Source organism: Acinetobacter sp. YH01007 (assembly GCF_013420425.1).
Classification (GTDB): Bacteria; Pseudomonadota; Gammaproteobacteria; order Pseudomonadales; family Moraxellaceae; genus Acinetobacter; species Acinetobacter towneri.
Map to the genome: position 1 here is coordinate 1 of NZ_VOYC01000025.1, position 18,128 is coordinate 18,128.

The window sequence follows — 18,128 nt, forward strand, 5'->3', positions numbered from 1 at the left end:
AAATGGACAATGCCTATTCAGGAATGGGGACAAACCATTACTCAATTATCCATTTACTTTGAAGGTCGATTAGATGATATAATTAAAATCTAGTCAAATTTACTGACACAGAACTTTGAACGCCCTCAAATAAAACCATCAGGGGATGGTTTTAAAGAGTAAGCATACTTTCTAAATTTGATTAGATTTCACGTAGTAGTCGACGTGCATGTTTAAATGCTGTTCTTAAACCTTCTTCTAGTGTTGGATGGTAGAACGGTTTATCTAAAATATCTTCAAGTGTGAGTTCTTCATCAATCATCCAAGCCAATAAGTGCGCCATGTGCTCAGCAGCATCCACAAATAATTCAGCACCTAATAACTTTTGACTTTTATTATCAATATAAACTTCAATAGCACCTTTGTTTTTTCCTAGCACCAAAGCGCGACCTTGTTTTTCATAAGAAACAAAGCCTGTTGTAAATGCAATATTTTGATCTTTCAGTTGTTTATAGTTTTGTCCTACAGATGCCATTTCAGGTGAGCTAAACACAATGCCCATGGGTGTTAATGTTTTTATATTTTCAATGTTTGGAAAGCTTAAACAATTATGCACGGCTGCACGCCCTTCATGTGCTGCTTCATGTTGAATGGGAGTATTCGTGTGTGCATCACCCACAATAAAAATAGCATGCTGTCCGAGTTGTTTGGTATGAGGATCAATTGGGAGTTGTTTGATGTTGTTGAAACTTGTATCAATATTTTCAAGATGAAGCTGATCTAAATAGCTGCGTCTACCCGTAGCAACCAATACATAATCGGCAGTTAAGCTTTGTATTTGTCCATTTTCTTGATATTCAATTTTCACGCCTTGTTCTGTTTTTTGTAGTTGTGTAGGCAAGGTTTCAAATTTGATATTCAATTCTCGACTGAGTGTATCTTGTGCAATGGTTTGTAGTTCTGGGCTGCGGAGTGAACCAACTTTACGACTACGGGCAAAAATAGTGGTATCTACCCCTAAGCGTTGCATAGCTTGAGCCAATTCGATTGCAATTACACCACTGCCAATGACGGCCAAAGATTGGGGTAAGTTCTCTAATTCAAAGATTTGATCTGATGTGATTAAGCGTTCGCCTAATTTTTCTTTCCATGCTTGCTCATAAGCAGGAGTAGAACCGACTGCAATAATAAAAGCTTTTGCCTGATATTGCTGTCCATTCACTTGAATTGTATGGGCATCTATAAAAGTCGCAAAACCTGAAATCTTATGGGATGCTTCCCAACGATCTACATCTTTTTGTGTGGCACGGGTAAAACGATCACGTAATTGGCGTACGTGCGTCATGATTTGGGATGTATCAATTTTTGCATCTACCGTGAGTGCAACTTCTTGTGCATGTTGTATGTCGTGCATGCGATTGGCACTAGAGATGAGAACTTTGCTGGGCATACAACCAACGCGGGCACAGGTGGTGTCCCATGGACCGTGATTGATGATGATTAGGTTTTGGGTGTATTTAATCGCTTCTTTATAGGCGCTAATGCCTGCGGTACCTGCACCAATAATAATGAGGTCGTACATGATGGTTACACCTATTTTATTAAATGGTTAACTAATATTTAATTTATAACCTTTAAGTTGAAATAACTACAATTAACAGCCGATATCACGATTTAATTTGTGGTTTGGAAGATTTACATTGAAAGTTTTTGTAATTTTGAGTAAATTCCGTTAAAAGCCGTAAACTATCTTGCGGGTCTGTGACATTTATAAAAACGATGGGTACGAATATGACATATTTTATTAACTTAAAAAAATTAGGGGTAAAGTCTACAGTATTGGCTTCTTCTATCGCATTGGTTGCGTGTGGTGGTGGTGGAAGTGATGGTTATTACAATACAGACAATAATAGTACTACGAATCCGCCAAATAACGATGGTGGAAATACTTCAACCCCTGACACATCACAGGTGGCAACCAGTTTAACAAGAGTTTTACAGAATGCGAGTGAACAAGAAATTCAACTTGCACCAGATAATTCAAAAGTTTATTTGGCGGTCAAAGCCTTAAATGCTGACAATGGTGGTATTGCCAACAAAAATATTCGCTTATCAATTGCGACAAATGAGTTTGGTGTAAGCAGTACCAACTCTGTAGTTGCGACTGATGAAAATGGTGTAGCTGTTTTTGAAATTAATGTTCCTGAATTAGCAGTAGCGGATGGGAAAGTACAATTAACAGCTACTGTGGATGGCACTTTAGTTAGTATTCCCTACACTTTAAATATTAAGAAAAGTAGTACGATTGTCAGTGACTATAGAATCAATGTGACCCAAGGCACAGTATTAAATTTACCGAATGGCAGTATTGATGTTGTTGCGACTGTAACAGATGCTAAGGGTGGCATTAAAGCGAATCAGTCTGTTACTTTAAATATGCCTGAAGCGATGCGCGGTAAATTTATTATCGCTAATGGCGCAGCAACTCAACAAACAAATGCTCAGGGTGAGGTGAAATATACACTTAAAGCGAGTAGCAATTTTACATCAGCTGATCTTGCTACTTTCGCGGGTAAGTCTGAAACATTAAGTTTTTTGCTAGTTGATGAACATAAAGCTGAAAAAACCGCAATAGCAGATTTAACATTTAAAGACACATCTCAGATTGTCTCAACTCTCTCAGTAATTAAGCCAGATCAGGCTGTTGCTGCGAAAAGTACAACACCTGTAAAAATCCAAGTATTAGCAAAGAATGATCAACATGAACCGTTAAGTGGAAAAGAGATTCGTTTGAGCTTTACAAAAAATGAGCTCGCGTATGGCGTTAAACTCAATAATGCGACTGCTAAAACGAATGCACAAGGTATTGCAGAATTTACGATTAGCACGGCCGATGTTACACATCCACTTGCTTTATCCGACACAGGTATTTCGTTAAGTGCAACCTATACAGATGGTATTAACCTTGCCTCTGGTAGCGTTATTGTTGATGTAGTAACAGAAAATACAAATGCTTCAGATGCTGATGCTATTCAGCGTTTAGAAATTGCATCTTCATATAAAGTGAATGCAAAAAATGACTCAGTTGCTGTAACTGTTAAGGCAATTAATAATAAAGGCTTAGCAGCAACTAAAGGCAAGGTTAAACTTGACTTAAATGCTGAAGCAACATCAAATGGTGTAACATTGGATGGGGCTGCGGATAAAGACTTGGTGAACGGGTTTGCTATTTTTAATATTAAGACTAATGCCCAAACACCTGCTGCAATAGAGGCATTGGTAAAAGCAGGAATTAAAGCTAATTTTACTGCTGATAACGGTGTAAGCAATTCAATTGCGATTACAGTTGCTAATGAAGAAGTTTCTGAAGAAGCGATGCGCTATTTAGCTATAGATCCAATCACTTCTTCGACAGATCCAAAACTAGCGGTATTTGATTATACAAAAACTCAAACTTTCACAGTTAAAGTCAAGGCAGTCGGTGTAAATGGTAGTGCGTTAAAAGGTGAAACTGTTTCATTAGGTATCGCAGGGTCTTTAAGTGATAAACAATTACAAGATTTGGGTTTGACGCATACAGGTCAGTCTTCTAAACAGACAGGTACAGATGGATATGCAACTTTTATTCTTGACTACAAGGCGAACTTATCACCTGAGCAAGCTGCTTTAGCCATTCAAGGTGTACCGTTAGTTGCGACTTCAGCAAATGGTAAGACACAAACAGTGCGTTTGAACTTTAAAGCACCGACAGAGCAAGGTGTGATTGATCTTGATCACTTTACAGTTGATATGTTGGGAGATTTGACTCTAGCAGTTGGCCAAGAGCAAACATTAACTGTTGATGTCACCGCAAAAGGTACAGATGGCGAATTACTTAAAAATCAGCTGATCAGTATTGGTTTAAATGATGCAGCATTAAATAATGGTGTGAGTTACGTTTCTACACAAGCTATTCGCACAGATGTAAATGGTCATGCAAAATTTACAATTAAAGTAAAAGCGGGCAATGTAACTGAACTCACGAATCTAATTGCGAATGGTTTAACGGTAGTCGTGAAATCAACTCGTACAGATGGTTCCGCATTTACTGTTACAAAGAAAGTTGATGTTGCACAACCACCAGTCGTTTTACCAGAAATCGCAGGTCTTGAGATTACATCTGTAGATGATGGTCCACTGCCAACAGTATCAGTATTGGGTGGTGAGGTTCGCGTTAAAGTTGTTGCGAAAGATAAGAATAATGTCATTATTCCAAATACGCCAATTCAAATTGCTTTATCTTCGTTAACTAGCTCACGTGTGTCTTTATCTTCTAACTCGGCTGTAACCAACAGCAATGGTGAAGCAGAATTTACTGTTCGAGTTGCTGAAGGTGCGTATGATGCAAACTTGATTAAAAATGGTATCGTTTTTGCTGTAGTCGGTACAAGTTTGAATAACTCGAATGATCGTTTACAGCAAACGGGTTCGATTCAAGTTGAGATTCCTGAAGATTCATTCAACATACGTCTGACTGCTGATGTAAAAAATATTGAATATGGTCAAACACATCAAATCAATGTGGCTGTAAAAGATAAACTAGGCGCAAATACAGCAGGTTACCCTGTTCGATTGATTTTAAATCAGGAAGCAATAGATGCTGGTGTGAAGTTAAGCGCTGATTCTATTATTACAATTGCAAATGGTAGCGCTCCAGTAAGTTTAATTGTTCCAAATAATTTGTCGGACTCTGCTAAGTTAGGATTAGCAAAGGCTGGAATAGTTGTAAGTGCTTTTATTCACACTCCAAAAGGTGAGGAATTAAAGTCTGATCTTAAGTTTGAGGTTGTACAGCCTGAAAATCCATTTTTTATTAATTTGGAATTAAGTCGAATTAATATGTCATCCGCTGGCTCTAGTTCTGTGGTAACAGCTAAGCTTGTTGATCGTCATGGTGGGGCTATTGCTAATCAAGATGTACAATTGAGCCTAGCCAATTTTATTGAAAATAATGCCCAATTTATCAATAATATTTATATTGATGGTGCATCCACTATTCAGACTGATAATAAAGGTAATGCCGAGTTTACTATTGTTATTCCACCAAATGCAGACCCTAGATTAGTTCAGTTATTAGAAAATGATGGAATTAGTGTTACTGCAAGTCATACCGCAAGTAATGGTGCGATTCGTACACAGCGTACGATTATTCCTGTAATTGCTCCGACAGCACAAGCATTTCCTCAGCAAGCAATTAAAATAAAGTCAGTTAAAACGAGTCTAAATGCTTTAGGTGATTCAACAGACATTTTAGTTTATGTGGTTGATGAAGATGGTGGTGCCGTTGCAAATCAAACAGTTTCCTTGAATATCGCAGCAGCAAGTACAAATGGTACTATGATTGTCGGACCTTCAATGTTGTCAACAAATAATGTTGGTGAGGCAAAATTTACAATCCGACTTGATCCATCATTAATTGTTCCTCCTACGACAATTCAAAGTTTATTAGATACTGGTATTGTAATTACGGCAACGCATAATAATGGTGAACGAGATATTAGTCAGGAAATCGAGTTACCAGTAGTTCGAAATGATTTAGATTTAGAACGCTTATCTATTGTAATTGCTCGTGATACAACAAACTTAATTGAAGATACAACGAGAGAATACTACTTACAAAATATTTCTGTTGCAGTTCAAGATCCGAAAGGCAATCCAGTAGCACAACAACAAATTGCAATGGATGTGGATGCAATTGCTTATATGGTAGGAGAATATACTTATGGCCTACCGCTGAATCCTAATCTTTTTGCTGGTGTAGTGGCAGATTGGTTTAGAGACATTAACCAATTATGGCATGCAGATACGCAACAACCATTAGGTCCTTTAATGCCAGCTGTGCGTTGTTCTGTGCCAAGAACGAATCTTGATGGTTTTATCAATATTCGAAATAAAGATAGTGGTGAAATGCGTAAGATTCCTACAAATGTCGTTGATTTTGTAGGGCACACGAATCAAGGTAACGTATTATATACAACAGATGAGCGAGGTCGTGTTGATTTGCAAATTCGTTATCCAAAACGTTTTGCGACTTGGGTAACTGTTGAATTAGCAGCATCTTCTACGAATACAACTCAGCCTGATGAAACACACTATTCATTTACTTTACCAATTTCAAGTAGTGATATTACTGCAAAAACTCATCCAGCAATTGAAAGTCCATATTTAGGTTTAAATACTTGGAATGGTACGAATTATACTTGCGCACCATAATTGAAACCCATAAAAAACAGCGCTTCGGCGCTGTTTTTTATGGGGGATTTTAATTTAAAAATTAAAGTGAAGTCCCCACACTCACACCCACAGTCGGGCGCACTTGCATCGAACTACACGCATTGAGAACCAAGATACACATTACTGCCAATAAAATTTTATTCATGCAACAAACCTTGAGATTTTGCCTAATGAAATAACGCACTAGAACGAGCGCCACTACGACAAATCATCAGAATGGGTTTTGGAAGCTCATTATAATATTTGGCGAATTCAAGAATGTCTGTTTGAGAAATTTTACCGCTATTAACGGGTTGATAAATCACACTGATCTGAGATTTTTCCGCGATATTGCGTAATTCACTCACCTTGACTACATTGCCCATCTCTTGATCAGGGCGGTTCACAATCACAGATTTAAAACCTTGCCGCATTAATTGTGAAAATTTGGCAGCATTCATCTGACCTGCAACGCTGACTTTATTTGTTAGCATCTGTGTATTGTTCGCATAACTCAGCGAGATACTGCTGCAGATCAGAATACAGCAAAACACATGTTTGAGGATGTGTTTAGTCATCCAACAAATCCATTTGTTTAGCTAATTGGAATAAGTTATTTGAGCGGTTACCTGTACGACAAAACATCAACACAGGTTTTGGTAATTCGTTATAGTGATTGGCAAAAGTACGCACATCGACTTCAGTAATTTGACCAGACACCACAGGTTGAAAGACATAATCTAAGCCTGCTGCACGTGCAGCTTCTTCAATTTGCGCACTGGTTGGTTGCTCGGCACCACCTTCCATATCTGGGCGGTTATTAATAATTGACTTAAAGCCTTTCTCAAGTACCTGAGTTACATGCTCAGGACCAATTTGACCCGCAAAACCGACTTGTTCAGACATGGGAATACTCCATCATTTTATTCATGACAATATGCTTTATGATAGCATTAAGCAGATTCAAGAGCAGAATGTTCTGAAATATTTATAACGATGATAACGATAAAATAACGCAATGGAGCGCTTATGCATTCCTATACGGTCGAGCCTTTATATGTCAAAAGTGATCACGAGGTGATTGCTGCAGACTTTTATCGCCCTAAATCTATAGAAAAACCCGCGGTGATTCTGATGGCGCATGGTCTGGCAGCCTTGCGTCATTTTAAATTGGTGCAATACGCACAATATTTTGCTCAGGCAGGCTATGCGGTGGTGCTATTCGATTATCGCTATTGGGGCGGGAGTACGGGGCGTCCACGTGAGTTGGTATCCATAGAGGCGCAGTTAGATGACTGGCGCAGCATGATTTCACATATTGCGGAACGTAAGTCGATTGATGCCAAACGCATGATTCTGTGGGGAACTTCTCTGAGTGGCGGATATGTGCTGAGTTTGGCCTCACGCTTACACAATATTGCCGCGGTCATGGTACAAGTGCCTTTTGTAGATGGTGCGGAAAGTGCCAAGTTATATCCTTTGCAGCAACTTCCGAAAGCCCTAAAAATTTCCAGTCAGGACTATATGGGAGCAAAGGTGGGGATGTCACCTAAAACACTGGCAGTAGTGGCGCAAAAAGAACTGTGTTTTTTACCGACTGCAGACAGTTATGCAGGTTATATGTCCATTGTGAACCCCGACTATTACTGGAGTGGGGAAATTCCTGCGCGGGTATTTTTTAATTTGATTCGTTATCGTCCCATTCAAGAAGTGCGGCAAATCAATATTCCTGTGTTATTTATTGCTGCGCAGCGTGACAGCCTGATTCCAATTGAGTCGAGTCGTGAAGCGGCCACCAATATTGCACCTTATGTGCAATATGAGGAGTGGGATATGCAACATTTCGATATTTATCATGGAGAATGGTTTAAAAAAGCGATTCAGACCCAATTAGAGTTTTTACAGCAACTGTTTGGAGTCAGTAAATGATTATTGTATGCCCTGAATGCGGTGCAAAAAACCGTGTACCTGAAGATAAATTATCTGCAAATCCTGCATGTGGGCAGTGTCATCAAGCGCTGATTCCACTTGCACCCATTGAATTGAATGAGCAAAATTTCAGTAATTTTATTCAAAATAGTGACTTACCTATTCTGATTGATCTTTGGGCGGACTGGTGTGGTCCTTGCAAGATGATGGCACCACATTTTGCAACAGTTGCCAAGCAAAATCCGCAGGTGGTGTTTGCCAAAATTGATACCGAGGCCAATCCACGCTTAAGCAGTGCATTCCATGTGCGCAGTATTCCAACACTGGTATTGATGAATAAAAGCAATGAAATTGCTAGAATAAGCGGCGCGCTACGAGCGACTGAATTACAACAGTGGTTGGATCAGCAACTCAACGCCCAGTCTTAATGCACTGTTCGTGCTAATTTAATGCAAATGTCCGGAGTGAACGTGTCAGATTCTCATGCAAAACCAGAGGGAGTGCTTTCCCTACAAACAATTGCCATGCCAGCAGATACCAACTGGAGTGGAGATGTCTTTGGAGGCTGGATCGTTTCACAGATGGATTTGGCTGGTGCGATTCATGCCGAGCGTTTTAGTAAAGGACGTTGTGCCACGATTTCCATTAACCAAATGACTTTTTTGGTGCCTGTAAAAGTGGGCGATGTGATCAGTTGCTACACCAAAATTTTGAAAGTGGGCAATACTTCAATTCAAATGCAAATTGAAGTGTGGGACAGCCATGACGATTCACGTGAAGCCGTGCGTGTCACCGAAGGGGTATTTACCTTTGTTGCGGTTGATGTCAAAGGCTCAAAACGTCAGATTCCTGAAGAAGCCAAACAGAAGTTTTTAGAAGCTCAGGCTAGTCAAGCATCATAATTATCAAGCTAATCAAACATCGTAATGAAAAAATCCCAGCACAGTAGCTGGGATTTTTTCTTGGAGAGGAAACAGGCGTTAGGCTTGTTTCTGCTTTAAATGTGCTTTTGACACCCATGCCCACAACATTTCACACTGAATCGGAGCTTCGCCTGATTCATCAATCACACTGACATTGACCAGTGTTTCACCTTTGTCGGTGCTGTGCATGAGTTGTTGCTGTTCTGGGCTGAGTGTGGCAATGGCTGTCATTGCACCTTGAGTTGGACGTTTAAAGTCCACTTTCAGGCTTTTAATCAGCACAATGGCACTATCAGGTACATTCATAGCAGTCACAAAACCTGTAGCAGTTTCGGCAAGCAGCGCCATAGCACAGGCATGTACCTGTCCAATATGGTTTTGCATGGCTTTATGATTGGCAAGACTGACCACCACTTGCGATGGGGTTACTTCTTGATAGCGAATTTTCGCAGTGCCCACCATCGGCACGACACGACCAAAGGCTTGACTCAAAAGGCGGCTTTGAATGCCTTTCGGCAATTTTGATGTTGCTTTGACCAGTTTGTTTAAGCGATTGGTTGGTGTCATGACATCCCCAAATTAATCTTTAAAGTTGTTAAATTGCAGTGGCAGACCAAATTGTTGCTCTTTCAAGAACGCCATTACTTGTTGCAATGTGTCGCGTTTCTTGTCGGTCACACGAATTTTGTCACCCTGAATAGAAGATTGCACTTTAATGCCACTGTCTTTAATGGCTTTGTTAATTTTTTTTGCGGTATCTGAGTCAAGACCATCTTTAAGTTTGATCACTTGAATCACATTTTTACCTGATGCGGTCATTTTTTGTGGGTCAAGCGCCTGAATGTCGACTTTACGCTTATAGAAGTGATTTTCGAGCATGGTATACACTTGCTCACATTGGAAATCACTTTCAGTGGAGATTTTAATCTCTTTGTTTTTTTCATTGAGGTCGATAGAAACATCCTGACCACGAAAATCGAAACGAGTACCGATTTCTTTTTGTGTGTTTTGAACCGCATGATTCACTTCAAAAAGTTCTAATTCAGAAACAATATCGAAAGAAGGCATAATGAAGACCTTTGCAAATGGAAACAATATCTGAGATGCTAGGGATGTTTTCTTCATTTGCCAAGTGTTGTTTTACATCAAAGGAGTGCGCAATGATCCGTAAACAAGAAATTACAACATTTGAGTTCCCAGCTGACGCGATTATCTGGGATGTACGTGATGCAAGTGCTTATGCAGAAGCTCATGTTAAAGGTGCTGTGAATCAGCCAATTAACGATCTATCAGCAGAGAGTCTTACTCAGGTGTCGGCGGATCAACCCATTTACATTTTATGTGGTGGCGGAAGTAAAGCCCCACGTGCAGCGGAAAAACTAGAAGGTTTGGACAGCTCACGTGAATATGTTGTTTTAATGGGTGGTACACGTGCTGCGCGCGACGCAGGCATGCCTTTGGAACAAGGTCACTAAGTATCATCAATATGAAGAAAGCGCCGTAAGGCGCTTTTTTGTTGGGTATCGTTTTATTTCTATTTTCTCTAAGCGAGCGTTAGCTTGAAGGTGGAAGCGCTTTAAAATAAGGCTTCTTGGTTTTCACCTTTTTCTGAAAACGTGTAGCTGCCAGTTTTTGTACTAAGTTTTTAGGTACAGCGCAGGCTTCTGCTAAAACTTGTGCCGCCAGTATTTCACTGCACAACGGGGCAAATAAAAAGCCTTTAGAACCGAGTCCTGCAAAGCTGTAAATTTCCTGATCATCACGCATTTTGCCAAGTAGGGGAAAATAATCCTTACTTTGGGCGCGTAGCGAAGCGCGACCTTGCCAAGTATCTACGGGTGCTAAGTTTTCGGCATACGCAGGAAAGACACTGTGGATAAGTTCGTAGTTATGCACATGGTCTTCTGCCAAGACGTCACAATCTTCCCGATTTGGATAAAACGATGCACCTAAAATCAGTTGATCGGCATTGAGCTGCATGCAATAGCCGCCATAGCTATAGGCTTGTGATAATGGCAAAGCCTGATCTGTATTATTTACCCAGCTAACTTGCCCACGAATGGGTTTAAGCACAGGGTAATGCTCAAAAAAAGCACCGCTTTGCAGCGCTGCACAGACGATGACATGATCAAACACTCCAAGTTCAGTATCTACGCTGTGTAAGATCAGTTGCTGTGCTGTCGTGGTGATTTGTTTAATTTGAGCTTGCTGAAACTGAATGTGCGGATGCGCAAGAATTTCATCACGCAGTTGATGTGGAGAAACTGCTCCTGCTTGCAATAAGCTTAAACTGGCAAAGTCGCTTTGTGGCGTAAGTTCGGTTGCACTCTGTGCTGCTAAAATACCTTTTGGGTATTGTGTGGCTAAATCCAGCAATTCATCGGCATGTTTAAGTGCCAGTTGATGAATCTGCAACGGACGAAATGCTTTGAATGCGGCATAGTGATTTAAAGCATGTTGCCATGCCAAAGTCATTAAATGATCAGCACTTTGATGAATTGGGCAAAGTTTTGGGTTTAAGAGTGCCAAAGGATTGCCAGAACCGCCTGCAAGTGGCGCTGTTTGGTCATAGAGCGTGACTTGATGCCCTCGTTGGGAAAATGCCCACGCACAGCTTAAACCCGCAATTCCTGCGCCTATGATCGCAATATGGCGCTGTTGGTTGCTTGTTGTGGTATTTGTTGTAATTTGAGTTTCGTTCTGATCGGATATTGGCTCTATTTCAGGCGCTTGCCAGATGGCTTTCAGCATTTCCCGTTTATGCCCAAAACCGCGTGGGCGGGTGATGTGAATACCGTGTTGTTTTAAGCCACGTTTGAGTACGCCTGCCACACTAAATGAGGCAAAAGTCGTGCCATAATCGGACAGTGCTACAATCGGGTTGAGCACGGTTTCCTGCCACATATCGGGGTTACAGGCGGGTGCAAAGCCATCTAAAAACCACGCATTGACAGGAGCAGTTTTAGCAATGACAGGAAAAACTTCCTGAGCATCGCCTAGCCATAAATCTAGGCTAAAGCGTTCATCTGGAAAGTTTAAACGATGACAGCCTGCAATAGCGGCAGGGTATTGCTGAATCAGCTGTTCAGACAGATGACTGAGTTCGGGCCAAGCCGCTAAGGCACGTATAAGATCGGCTTTGCAAAGTGGAAATTTTTCGACAGAAATTGCGTGTAAATGGCTGCGATTATTGGGACGTACCTGTTGCCATAATTGCCAGAGCGCTAAAATATTTAAGCCTGTACCAAAGCCTGTTTCGCCTACACAAAAATATTCAAAATCATTCAGCGCTGCTAAACGGATGGGTAAGTCATTGCCCTGTAAAAACACATGCCGTGTTTCTAATAAACCGTTGTCTTTAGAGAAATACACATCGCCAAATTGTTTGGAAATGGGCACATCAATACCATCGACCAGTTGCCAATCCAGCTCGGCAGTTTGAATAGGCTGAAACAAAACCAGAGTACCTTAAATCAAGAGGTGAGTGCGCACCTTACCATTGGCGACGACGTTTGGTATAGACGTAGCTGGCAATTAAAAAGCCGAGCAATACGCCAACCGCGAGTGTTGCAGCACCGTATAAAAACATTTGCGCACTGCGTTCACTTTGCAGTACTTGAACTTGCACGCCTAAATTATCGTTTTTAAGTTGCAGTTCCTGATTCTGTGCCAAAGCATCGAGGTTCGCTTGTTCAAGTTGTTGCAAGCGTGTGCTTTGATCTTTAATCAAGGCTTTGGTTTTGGCTTCCTGAAGCGCTTTATTTTTGGCAATTTGTTCTGCAGTCAGGGGCTTATCCTGTGCAGGAGTAACTCCATTGGCTGTTGCTGCAGTCGTGTTTGCAGTGACAGCGGTTGCTACGGCTGCCGTGTTGGTCACAGCAGCAGGAGCAGGTGCATTGGATGTGGTTGTGGTTGGCTCAACCGCATAAACAGAAGAACTGAGCAAAACAGCAACAACACTGGCAACAACGAAACGCATAGCGCTTATCCTTGAGGGAATGCTTTATTGAATGGCTTAACGTCAATGTGGCTATATACGCCTTCTTTTAAGAAAGGTTCATCTTGTAGCCAAGCATCGAGTGCTTCACGACTGTCAAAATCGACAATCATGGTGCTGCCATAAAAGCCTGCTTGTGGATTGCTTGGGTCTTTTGGCATTGCCCCCGCCACAATTAAGCGACCTTCGGCATCGAGTTGTTGCAAACGTGCAAGATGTGCAGGACGGGTCGCAAGACGTTTTTCCAGTGTACCTTCACGGTCAGTACAACTCAGAACAAATAAAGGCATAGTTACTCTCGAATATCGCAGATCAGAAATTATTCAGATGTTTTAAAGTATTTGCGCAATACAATAAACTGCACAATGATAAAGGAAAACATCACAATCATGTCACCAAAAGCGGTGAATTCGCCCCAATATTTTCCATCCCTAAATAAAAATGCAAAAAATACGTGCAGGAAAGACATAACCGCAAACATGGCTGCCCAAGCATAATTTAGGTTTTTCCAACCTGCTTCAGTCAAGTTGAATACAGGGCCAAATAAGCGTTGAATCAGCGGTTTACGGTCTTTGCTAAACCATGGTGATAGCAAAAAAGCACCTGCAAATACAATGTTTAAAATGGCAGCTTTCAGGCGAATATAAAAGTCATCGCTTAACATTAAGGTAACGCCACCAAAAATTACGGTCATAAACAACACAATCCATTGTTGTTTATCTAAACGGAATTTTTGCATGATGAACAATGCGCCGTACACCACTAACATCGAGATGATCAGACCTGTGGTGGCCACCAAAATATGGTTATTATCGACACCGCCTGCAGAGCCGATCAGTTGTAGTAATTGATGATTAGTGTCTTTTGGATCTACAGTTTTGTATAAATAAAAGAAAATAATGAGGGGCACAAAGTCTAAAAGTGCTTTCATGTTAGAGTATCTAAATCTGATCAAATAAATGACATAGTATAAGTGATGCACGGCGTAGATTTACATACACACAGTAATATTTCTGATGGAACTTTGTCACCTGGAGAATTGGTGTCTGCGGCAATTCAGCAGGGCATTCATACCTTGGCATTGACTGATCATGACACAATGGATGGGCTGGCTTTGGCAGAGCAAGCGGCTCAGGGGCAAGATTTAAAGATTATTTCGGGAGTGGAAATTTCCAGTCAATGGTCACGTCCAGCCACTAAGAAAAGCTATAGCGTGCATGTGGTGGCGCTAAACATGCAAAATCCTGCACCTTTACAGGCGCTGCTGGAACAGCAAAAACAAATTCGTGCAGAACGTGCCAAACAAATTTGTGATTTACTCACTCCGCTGATTGGACAAGATATTTATAATGATGTACTTCTTAAAGTCGAAGGCGTAGCAGATCGGATTACTCGCACACACATTGCCAAAACCTTACAAGAAAAAGGCATTGTAACGCGTGTGCAGCAAGCATTTGATAAATACATCAAAGAAGGCAAAAAGGCTTATGTGAAATTTGATGGCTTGAGTTTGGAAGATACGATTCGGGTAATTCATGACAGTCAGGGTTTTGCCGTGTTGGCGCATCCAACCCGTTATGATTTATCTGCGACCAATATTCGTTATTTGATTGAAATTTTTGCCAAATATGGGGGTGATGCAGTGGAATTGCCGCCTAATATTGACCCTGCATCGACCCGTCAAATGGTGGATCGCATGATTGCTGAACATGGTCTAAAAGTATCTGTCGGCAGCGATTTTCATGGTGAAAATATGCCGTGGATTAAATTGGGCAATATTCCGCGGGTGAAAGATGGTCAAATTGGGATTTGGGAGAGTTTTGTTGAGTAACTCCCTCATCCCAACCTTCTCATATAAGCAGATGTGATATCCATTATTAAAATTTAGAAAGGATAAAAACTCCTTCTCCCTCTGGGAGAAGGTTGGGAAGAGGGTCTAAAGCAAATTATTGTCCTGTGCCTGAATTGGTGGTGGCGTTGGTTTACCCAACGTACCCAATAATTCAATTTCAATGGTTCTTACCATGGCATCTAAAGGTAAGTCATTGCTTTGCGTGCCAAAAGGTTCTTCAATTTCAGAACTGAGCGCATCCAGACCTAAAAAAGTATAAGCCAAAATACCGACCAAAAGCGGAGTCGCCAATCCGAGTGTAGACCCTAAACTAAAGGGCAACATAAAACAGAAAAAGTACACTGTTCGGTTAAGTAGGACTGAATACGCAAAAGGGAGCGGTGTGGTAGCAATACGGTCACAACCCGTGAGTACCAAACTCAGCTCTGTGACGTGTTGATTCATTTGTGTGTAAATAATATCGGAAATTTCGCCCTCTTTAAGTGCTTGCATTAACTCCCATTGAATCAAACTGAGCGTGTATTGCGGCGCATTGGCTTGTTGATACAGTTGGGTAATTGCTTGCTGACTCATGCCACTGGTTTGAATTAACTCGGTTGGATTGGCAGTTTGATGACGCAGGCGGTCGCGCAAGACATTGGCAAATACAATGACGTGCTGAATGACGCGTTCACGTCGTGCTTGACTAAGTATACGGCAGTCGCGGTCAAAGTGGCGCGCGTTGGCAATCAGCATGCCCCAAAGTTTACGTGCCTCCCACCAACGGTCATAACAGGCAGAGTTTTTAAAGCCCAAAAAAATCGACAGCACCACCCCAATTAAAGTAAAGCCAACCAAAGGCAATTCTGGAAAATGAAAATAACCAATATAAGACAAACCGCCAATAATGGTGGAGATCAACATCACCAAGCCCAAAGGCGGTAAGACCTTCGGTAAAATCGTGCCCCGCCAAGAAAACAGTAAGTTAAATACACTGGGTTGATCGACTATCATTTTATTAGAATCATCACAATTTTTTGATGATCTTCTGTGCTTGTGCAGGCTTTGTCAATATGCAAATTTTAAGTGTGCTCAAATTTAAGCAGTTGTTGTTCGGCAAAGGAAAAATTACCTTCACTTGAGATGATACAGTGATCGATCAAACGCAGCTCTAGCAACTGACAGGCTTGCTGAATCTGCTGCGTCAGGACTAAATCTGCAGGTGAAGGTTGTGGTAAGCCGAAAGGATGATTGTGTGCAATCACAATCGCTGTGGCATGTTGACTAATCGCAAAACGTAGCAATTGATTAATGGAAATTTCACACGAATTTAATGCACCATAAAATAATTTTTTAAAGCTGATTTTGCGTAAACAGGCATCAAGGCAAAGCACCGCAAACACTTCTTGGGTTTCGCCCAAAAGTTCAAAACGCAGATACTCCATCAAGCGTTTGGAATTGCTAAGCTCAAGTGCATCTTGTTTTAAATGTTCGGCTACATAGCGCCGTCCAAGTTCTTTAACTGCCATGAGCTGTGAATATTTACTGTTACCCATGCCGTGAAATTGACACAACTCGGCAATGGGTGCATCGAGTAAAGTAGTGAGATTGCCAAAATGCTGAATTAGCAATCGTGCCAACTCCACCGCAGAATGTTGTTGCGAGCCTGAGCGCAGGAAAATAGCCAGTAGTTCGGCATCGGACAAACTTGCAGCACCATTTTGAATCAGACGCTCACGTGGCCGTTCTTGTTCAGGCCAATGTTTAATAGATAAATGCATTGTTATTTGACTTTTTTATTCTAAATTTGAAACTTAAATCCCAACAGATCTCTTGGGAATGACATTATTTAATGCTATTGTGAGCGCCACTGCAACAAAAAGGTGGCTTATTTGTGAGCTTCGATTTAAGCGTCCTCCCTCATAAAAACATTATTTTAGCTGTGACAGGCGGCATTGCGGCCTATAAAAGTGCGATTTTAGTGCGTCGTTTAAAGGATGCAGGGTTTAGTGTTCGCGTGGTCATGACCAAGGGGGCACAAGCTTTTATTACACCGCTGACCTTTCAAGCACTGTCAGGCAATCCAGTACATACCGAATTATTAGATACCGAAGCCGAAGCAGGCATGGGGCATATTGAATTGGCACGGTGGGCCGATTTAATTTTGGTTGCGCCCGCCAGTTGCGACACCTTAGCCAAATTTGCTGCAGGTCTGGCCGATGATTTGCTCAGTACTTTATATTTAGCCACCACTGCACCAGTTTGGGTTGCACCTGCCATGAATCAGCAAATGTGGGCAGCCAAAGCCACACAGCGTAACTTAACCACTTTGGTGGAAGATGGCGTGCATGTAATTATGCCCGATGCGGGCGAACAAGCCTGTGGAGATGTTGGTTTAGGGCGTATGCCAGAACCTGAAGATTTGGCGCATCAGGTGACGCAGTATTTTCATCAGGCACAGCGTGCTTTGGTGGAAAAATTTGGCATGTTGGCAGGCAAAAATGTCACCATTACAGCAGGCCCAACCCGCGAAGCTTTAGACCCTGTGCGTTATATTTCTAACCATAGTACAGGCAAAATGGGTTTTTCTTTGGCTGCAGCCTGTTATGCAGCAGGGGCAAAAGTCACGCTTATTGCAGGCCCAGTTAGTTTAGATACGCCAAATGGGGTACAGCGAATTAATGTGTCTTCTGCAATTCAAATGCTAGATACCAGTTTGCAGATGCTTGAACAAGGCTGTGATATTTTCATCGCTACAGCCGCGGTGGCAGATTACCGCGTGGCAGAAATTGCGGAACACAAAATTAAAAAATTAGGCGATGAGCTGAATGTGGCGTTGGTCAAAAACCCTGATATTGTTGCGACCATTGCGCAACAGGAAAAACGTCCGTTTATGGTTGGCTTTGCTGCAGAAACCCGCAATGTAGAAGAGTATGCAGCAGGCAAGTTGGTGGCGAAAAAACTGGATATGATTGCCTGCAATGACGTTTCCCGTGCCGATATTGGTTTTGCTTCCGATGAAAATGCCATGACGGTATTTTTTGCCGAAAGCTACCGTATGGAAAAACGCGATTTGGAAAAAGCCTCGAAACAGGAAATTGCGCAGCAATTGGTCGAAGCGATTCATGATGCCTTGTATCGAGATCCATCTCAGGATGATGATTTTTAATTTTGATCGTCCATCAGCAAACGGATGACATAAAAAACCGCTGAAATT

General features: G+C 41.5%; 18 protein-coding genes. 7 read left to right on the top strand and 11 right to left on the bottom strand.

The annotated features are described in order from the left end of the window. Positions 1-181 precede the first annotated feature (181 nt). Positions 182-1,561, bottom strand: coding sequence for a dihydrolipoyl dehydrogenase (locus FTT74_RS12255; protein WP_179989129.1), 1,380 nt, complete (start codon positions 1,559-1,561; stop codon positions 182-184). A gap of 209 nt (positions 1,562-1,770) precedes the next feature. Here FTT74_RS12255 and FTT74_RS12260 point away from each other — a divergent pair, with 209 nt between their 5' ends. Then, on the top strand, positions 1,771-6,231 hold the full coding sequence (locus FTT74_RS12260; RefSeq protein WP_179989128.1) for a hypothetical protein: 4,461 nt from the start codon (positions 1,771-1,773) through the stop codon (positions 6,229-6,231). 188 nt (positions 6,232-6,419) lie between these two features. On the opposite strand, the gene FTT74_RS12265 is transcribed toward FTT74_RS12260, so the two are convergent. Continuing rightward, positions 6,420-6,809, bottom strand: a complete 390-nt coding sequence (locus FTT74_RS12265; protein WP_179989127.1) for a beta-lactamase hydrolase domain-containing protein — start codon at positions 6,807-6,809, stop codon at positions 6,420-6,422. Continuing rightward, positions 6,802-7,137: a TIGR01244 family sulfur transferase gene (locus FTT74_RS12270; RefSeq protein WP_179989126.1), complete on the bottom strand. Its 336-nt coding sequence runs from the start codon at positions 7,135-7,137 to the stop codon at positions 6,802-6,804. Before FTT74_RS12270 ends, FTT74_RS12265 begins: the two co-directional genes overlap by 8 nt. 123 nt (positions 7,138-7,260) lie before the next feature. Between FTT74_RS12270 and FTT74_RS12275 the strand changes: the two genes are divergently transcribed. The 3 genes from FTT74_RS12275 to FTT74_RS12285 are packed head-to-tail and all read left to right on the top strand — an operon-like array spanning position 7,261 to position 9,062. Further along, the gene (locus tag FTT74_RS12275) at positions 7,261-8,160 is read left to right on the top strand and encodes an alpha/beta hydrolase (RefSeq protein ID WP_167845778.1); all 900 of its coding nucleotides are present in this window, start codon (positions 7,261-7,263) and stop codon (positions 8,158-8,160) included. Beyond that, a complete protein-coding gene (trxC, locus tag FTT74_RS12280; RefSeq protein ID WP_104853053.1) occupies positions 8,157-8,588 on the top strand; it encodes a thioredoxin TrxC in 432 nt (143 codons plus the stop codon). Before FTT74_RS12275 ends, trxC begins: the two co-directional genes overlap by 4 nt. Before the next feature lie 27 nt (positions 8,589-8,615). After that, a complete protein-coding gene (locus FTT74_RS12285; protein WP_218618957.1) occupies positions 8,616-9,062 on the top strand; it encodes an acyl-CoA thioesterase in 447 nt (148 codons plus the stop codon). A gap of 78 nt (positions 9,063-9,140) precedes the next feature. On the opposite strand, the gene FTT74_RS12290 is transcribed toward FTT74_RS12285, so the two are convergent. Both FTT74_RS12290 and FTT74_RS12295 read right to left on the bottom strand, forming a co-directional pair. Continuing rightward, the gene (locus tag FTT74_RS12290; RefSeq protein WP_104853054.1) at positions 9,141-9,650 is read right to left on the bottom strand and encodes a DUF4442 domain-containing protein; all 510 of its coding nucleotides are present in this window, start codon (positions 9,648-9,650) and stop codon (positions 9,141-9,143) included. A 12-nt stretch (positions 9,651-9,662) separates the two neighbouring features. After that, positions 9,663-10,151: a YajQ family cyclic di-GMP-binding protein gene (locus tag FTT74_RS12295; RefSeq protein ID WP_004976234.1), complete on the bottom strand. Its 489-nt coding sequence runs from the start codon at positions 10,149-10,151 to the stop codon at positions 9,663-9,665. Between the two features lie 92 nt (positions 10,152-10,243). Between FTT74_RS12295 and FTT74_RS12300 the strand changes: the two genes are divergently transcribed. Next, on the top strand, positions 10,244-10,558 hold the full coding sequence (locus FTT74_RS12300) for a rhodanese-like domain-containing protein (RefSeq protein ID WP_004976235.1): 315 nt from the start codon (positions 10,244-10,246) through the stop codon (positions 10,556-10,558). A 79-nt stretch (positions 10,559-10,637) separates the two neighbouring features. Here FTT74_RS12300 and mnmC read toward each other — a convergent pair whose 3' ends face one another. Genes mnmC through FTT74_RS12320 form a run of 4 tightly spaced genes read right to left on the bottom strand, consistent with a single transcriptional unit; the run spans position 10,638 to position 14,011 of the window. Then, on the bottom strand, positions 10,638-12,539 hold the full coding sequence (gene mnmC, locus FTT74_RS12305) for an FAD-dependent 5-carboxymethylaminomethyl-2-thiouridine(34) oxidoreductase MnmC (protein WP_179989125.1): 1,902 nt from the start codon (positions 12,537-12,539) through the stop codon (positions 10,638-10,640). 37 nt (positions 12,540-12,576) lie between these two features. Continuing rightward, positions 12,577-13,062, bottom strand: coding sequence for a hypothetical protein (locus FTT74_RS12310; RefSeq protein ID WP_179989124.1), 486 nt, complete (start codon positions 13,060-13,062; stop codon positions 12,577-12,579). 5 nt (positions 13,063-13,067) lie between these two features. Next, on the bottom strand, positions 13,068-13,370 hold the full coding sequence (locus FTT74_RS12315; RefSeq protein WP_004976238.1) for a YciI family protein: 303 nt from the start codon (positions 13,368-13,370) through the stop codon (positions 13,068-13,070). Positions 13,371-13,399: 29 nt separating this feature from the next. Then, positions 13,400-14,011 (bottom strand): inner membrane-spanning protein YciB, encoded by a 612-nt coding sequence (locus FTT74_RS12320; protein WP_179989123.1) that lies wholly within the window; start codon positions 14,009-14,011, stop codon positions 13,400-13,402. 45 nt (positions 14,012-14,056) lie between these two features. Here FTT74_RS12320 and FTT74_RS12325 point away from each other — a divergent pair, with 45 nt between their 5' ends. Further along, positions 14,057-14,911: a PHP domain-containing protein gene (locus FTT74_RS12325; protein ID WP_131261955.1), complete on the top strand. Its 855-nt coding sequence runs from the start codon at positions 14,057-14,059 to the stop codon at positions 14,909-14,911. Positions 14,912-15,016: 105 nt separating this feature from the next. Here the strand turns inward: FTT74_RS12325 and FTT74_RS12330 are convergent, their stop codons facing one another. Together FTT74_RS12330 and radC are read right to left on the bottom strand one after the other, a co-directional pair. Then, positions 15,017-15,925, bottom strand: a complete 909-nt coding sequence (locus tag FTT74_RS12330) for a bestrophin family protein (protein WP_154321041.1) — start codon at positions 15,923-15,925, stop codon at positions 15,017-15,019. Between the two features lie 68 nt (positions 15,926-15,993). Then, positions 15,994-16,692, bottom strand: coding sequence for a DNA repair protein RadC (radC, locus tag FTT74_RS12335; RefSeq protein WP_154321040.1), 699 nt, complete (start codon positions 16,690-16,692; stop codon positions 15,994-15,996). 113 nt (positions 16,693-16,805) lie between these two features. Here radC and coaBC point away from each other — a divergent pair, with 113 nt between their 5' ends. Then, positions 16,806-18,080, top strand: coding sequence for a bifunctional phosphopantothenoylcysteine decarboxylase/phosphopantothenate--cysteine ligase CoaBC (gene coaBC, locus FTT74_RS12340; RefSeq protein ID WP_004976244.1), 1,275 nt, complete (start codon positions 16,806-16,808; stop codon positions 18,078-18,080). Positions 18,081-18,128 lie beyond the last annotated feature (48 nt).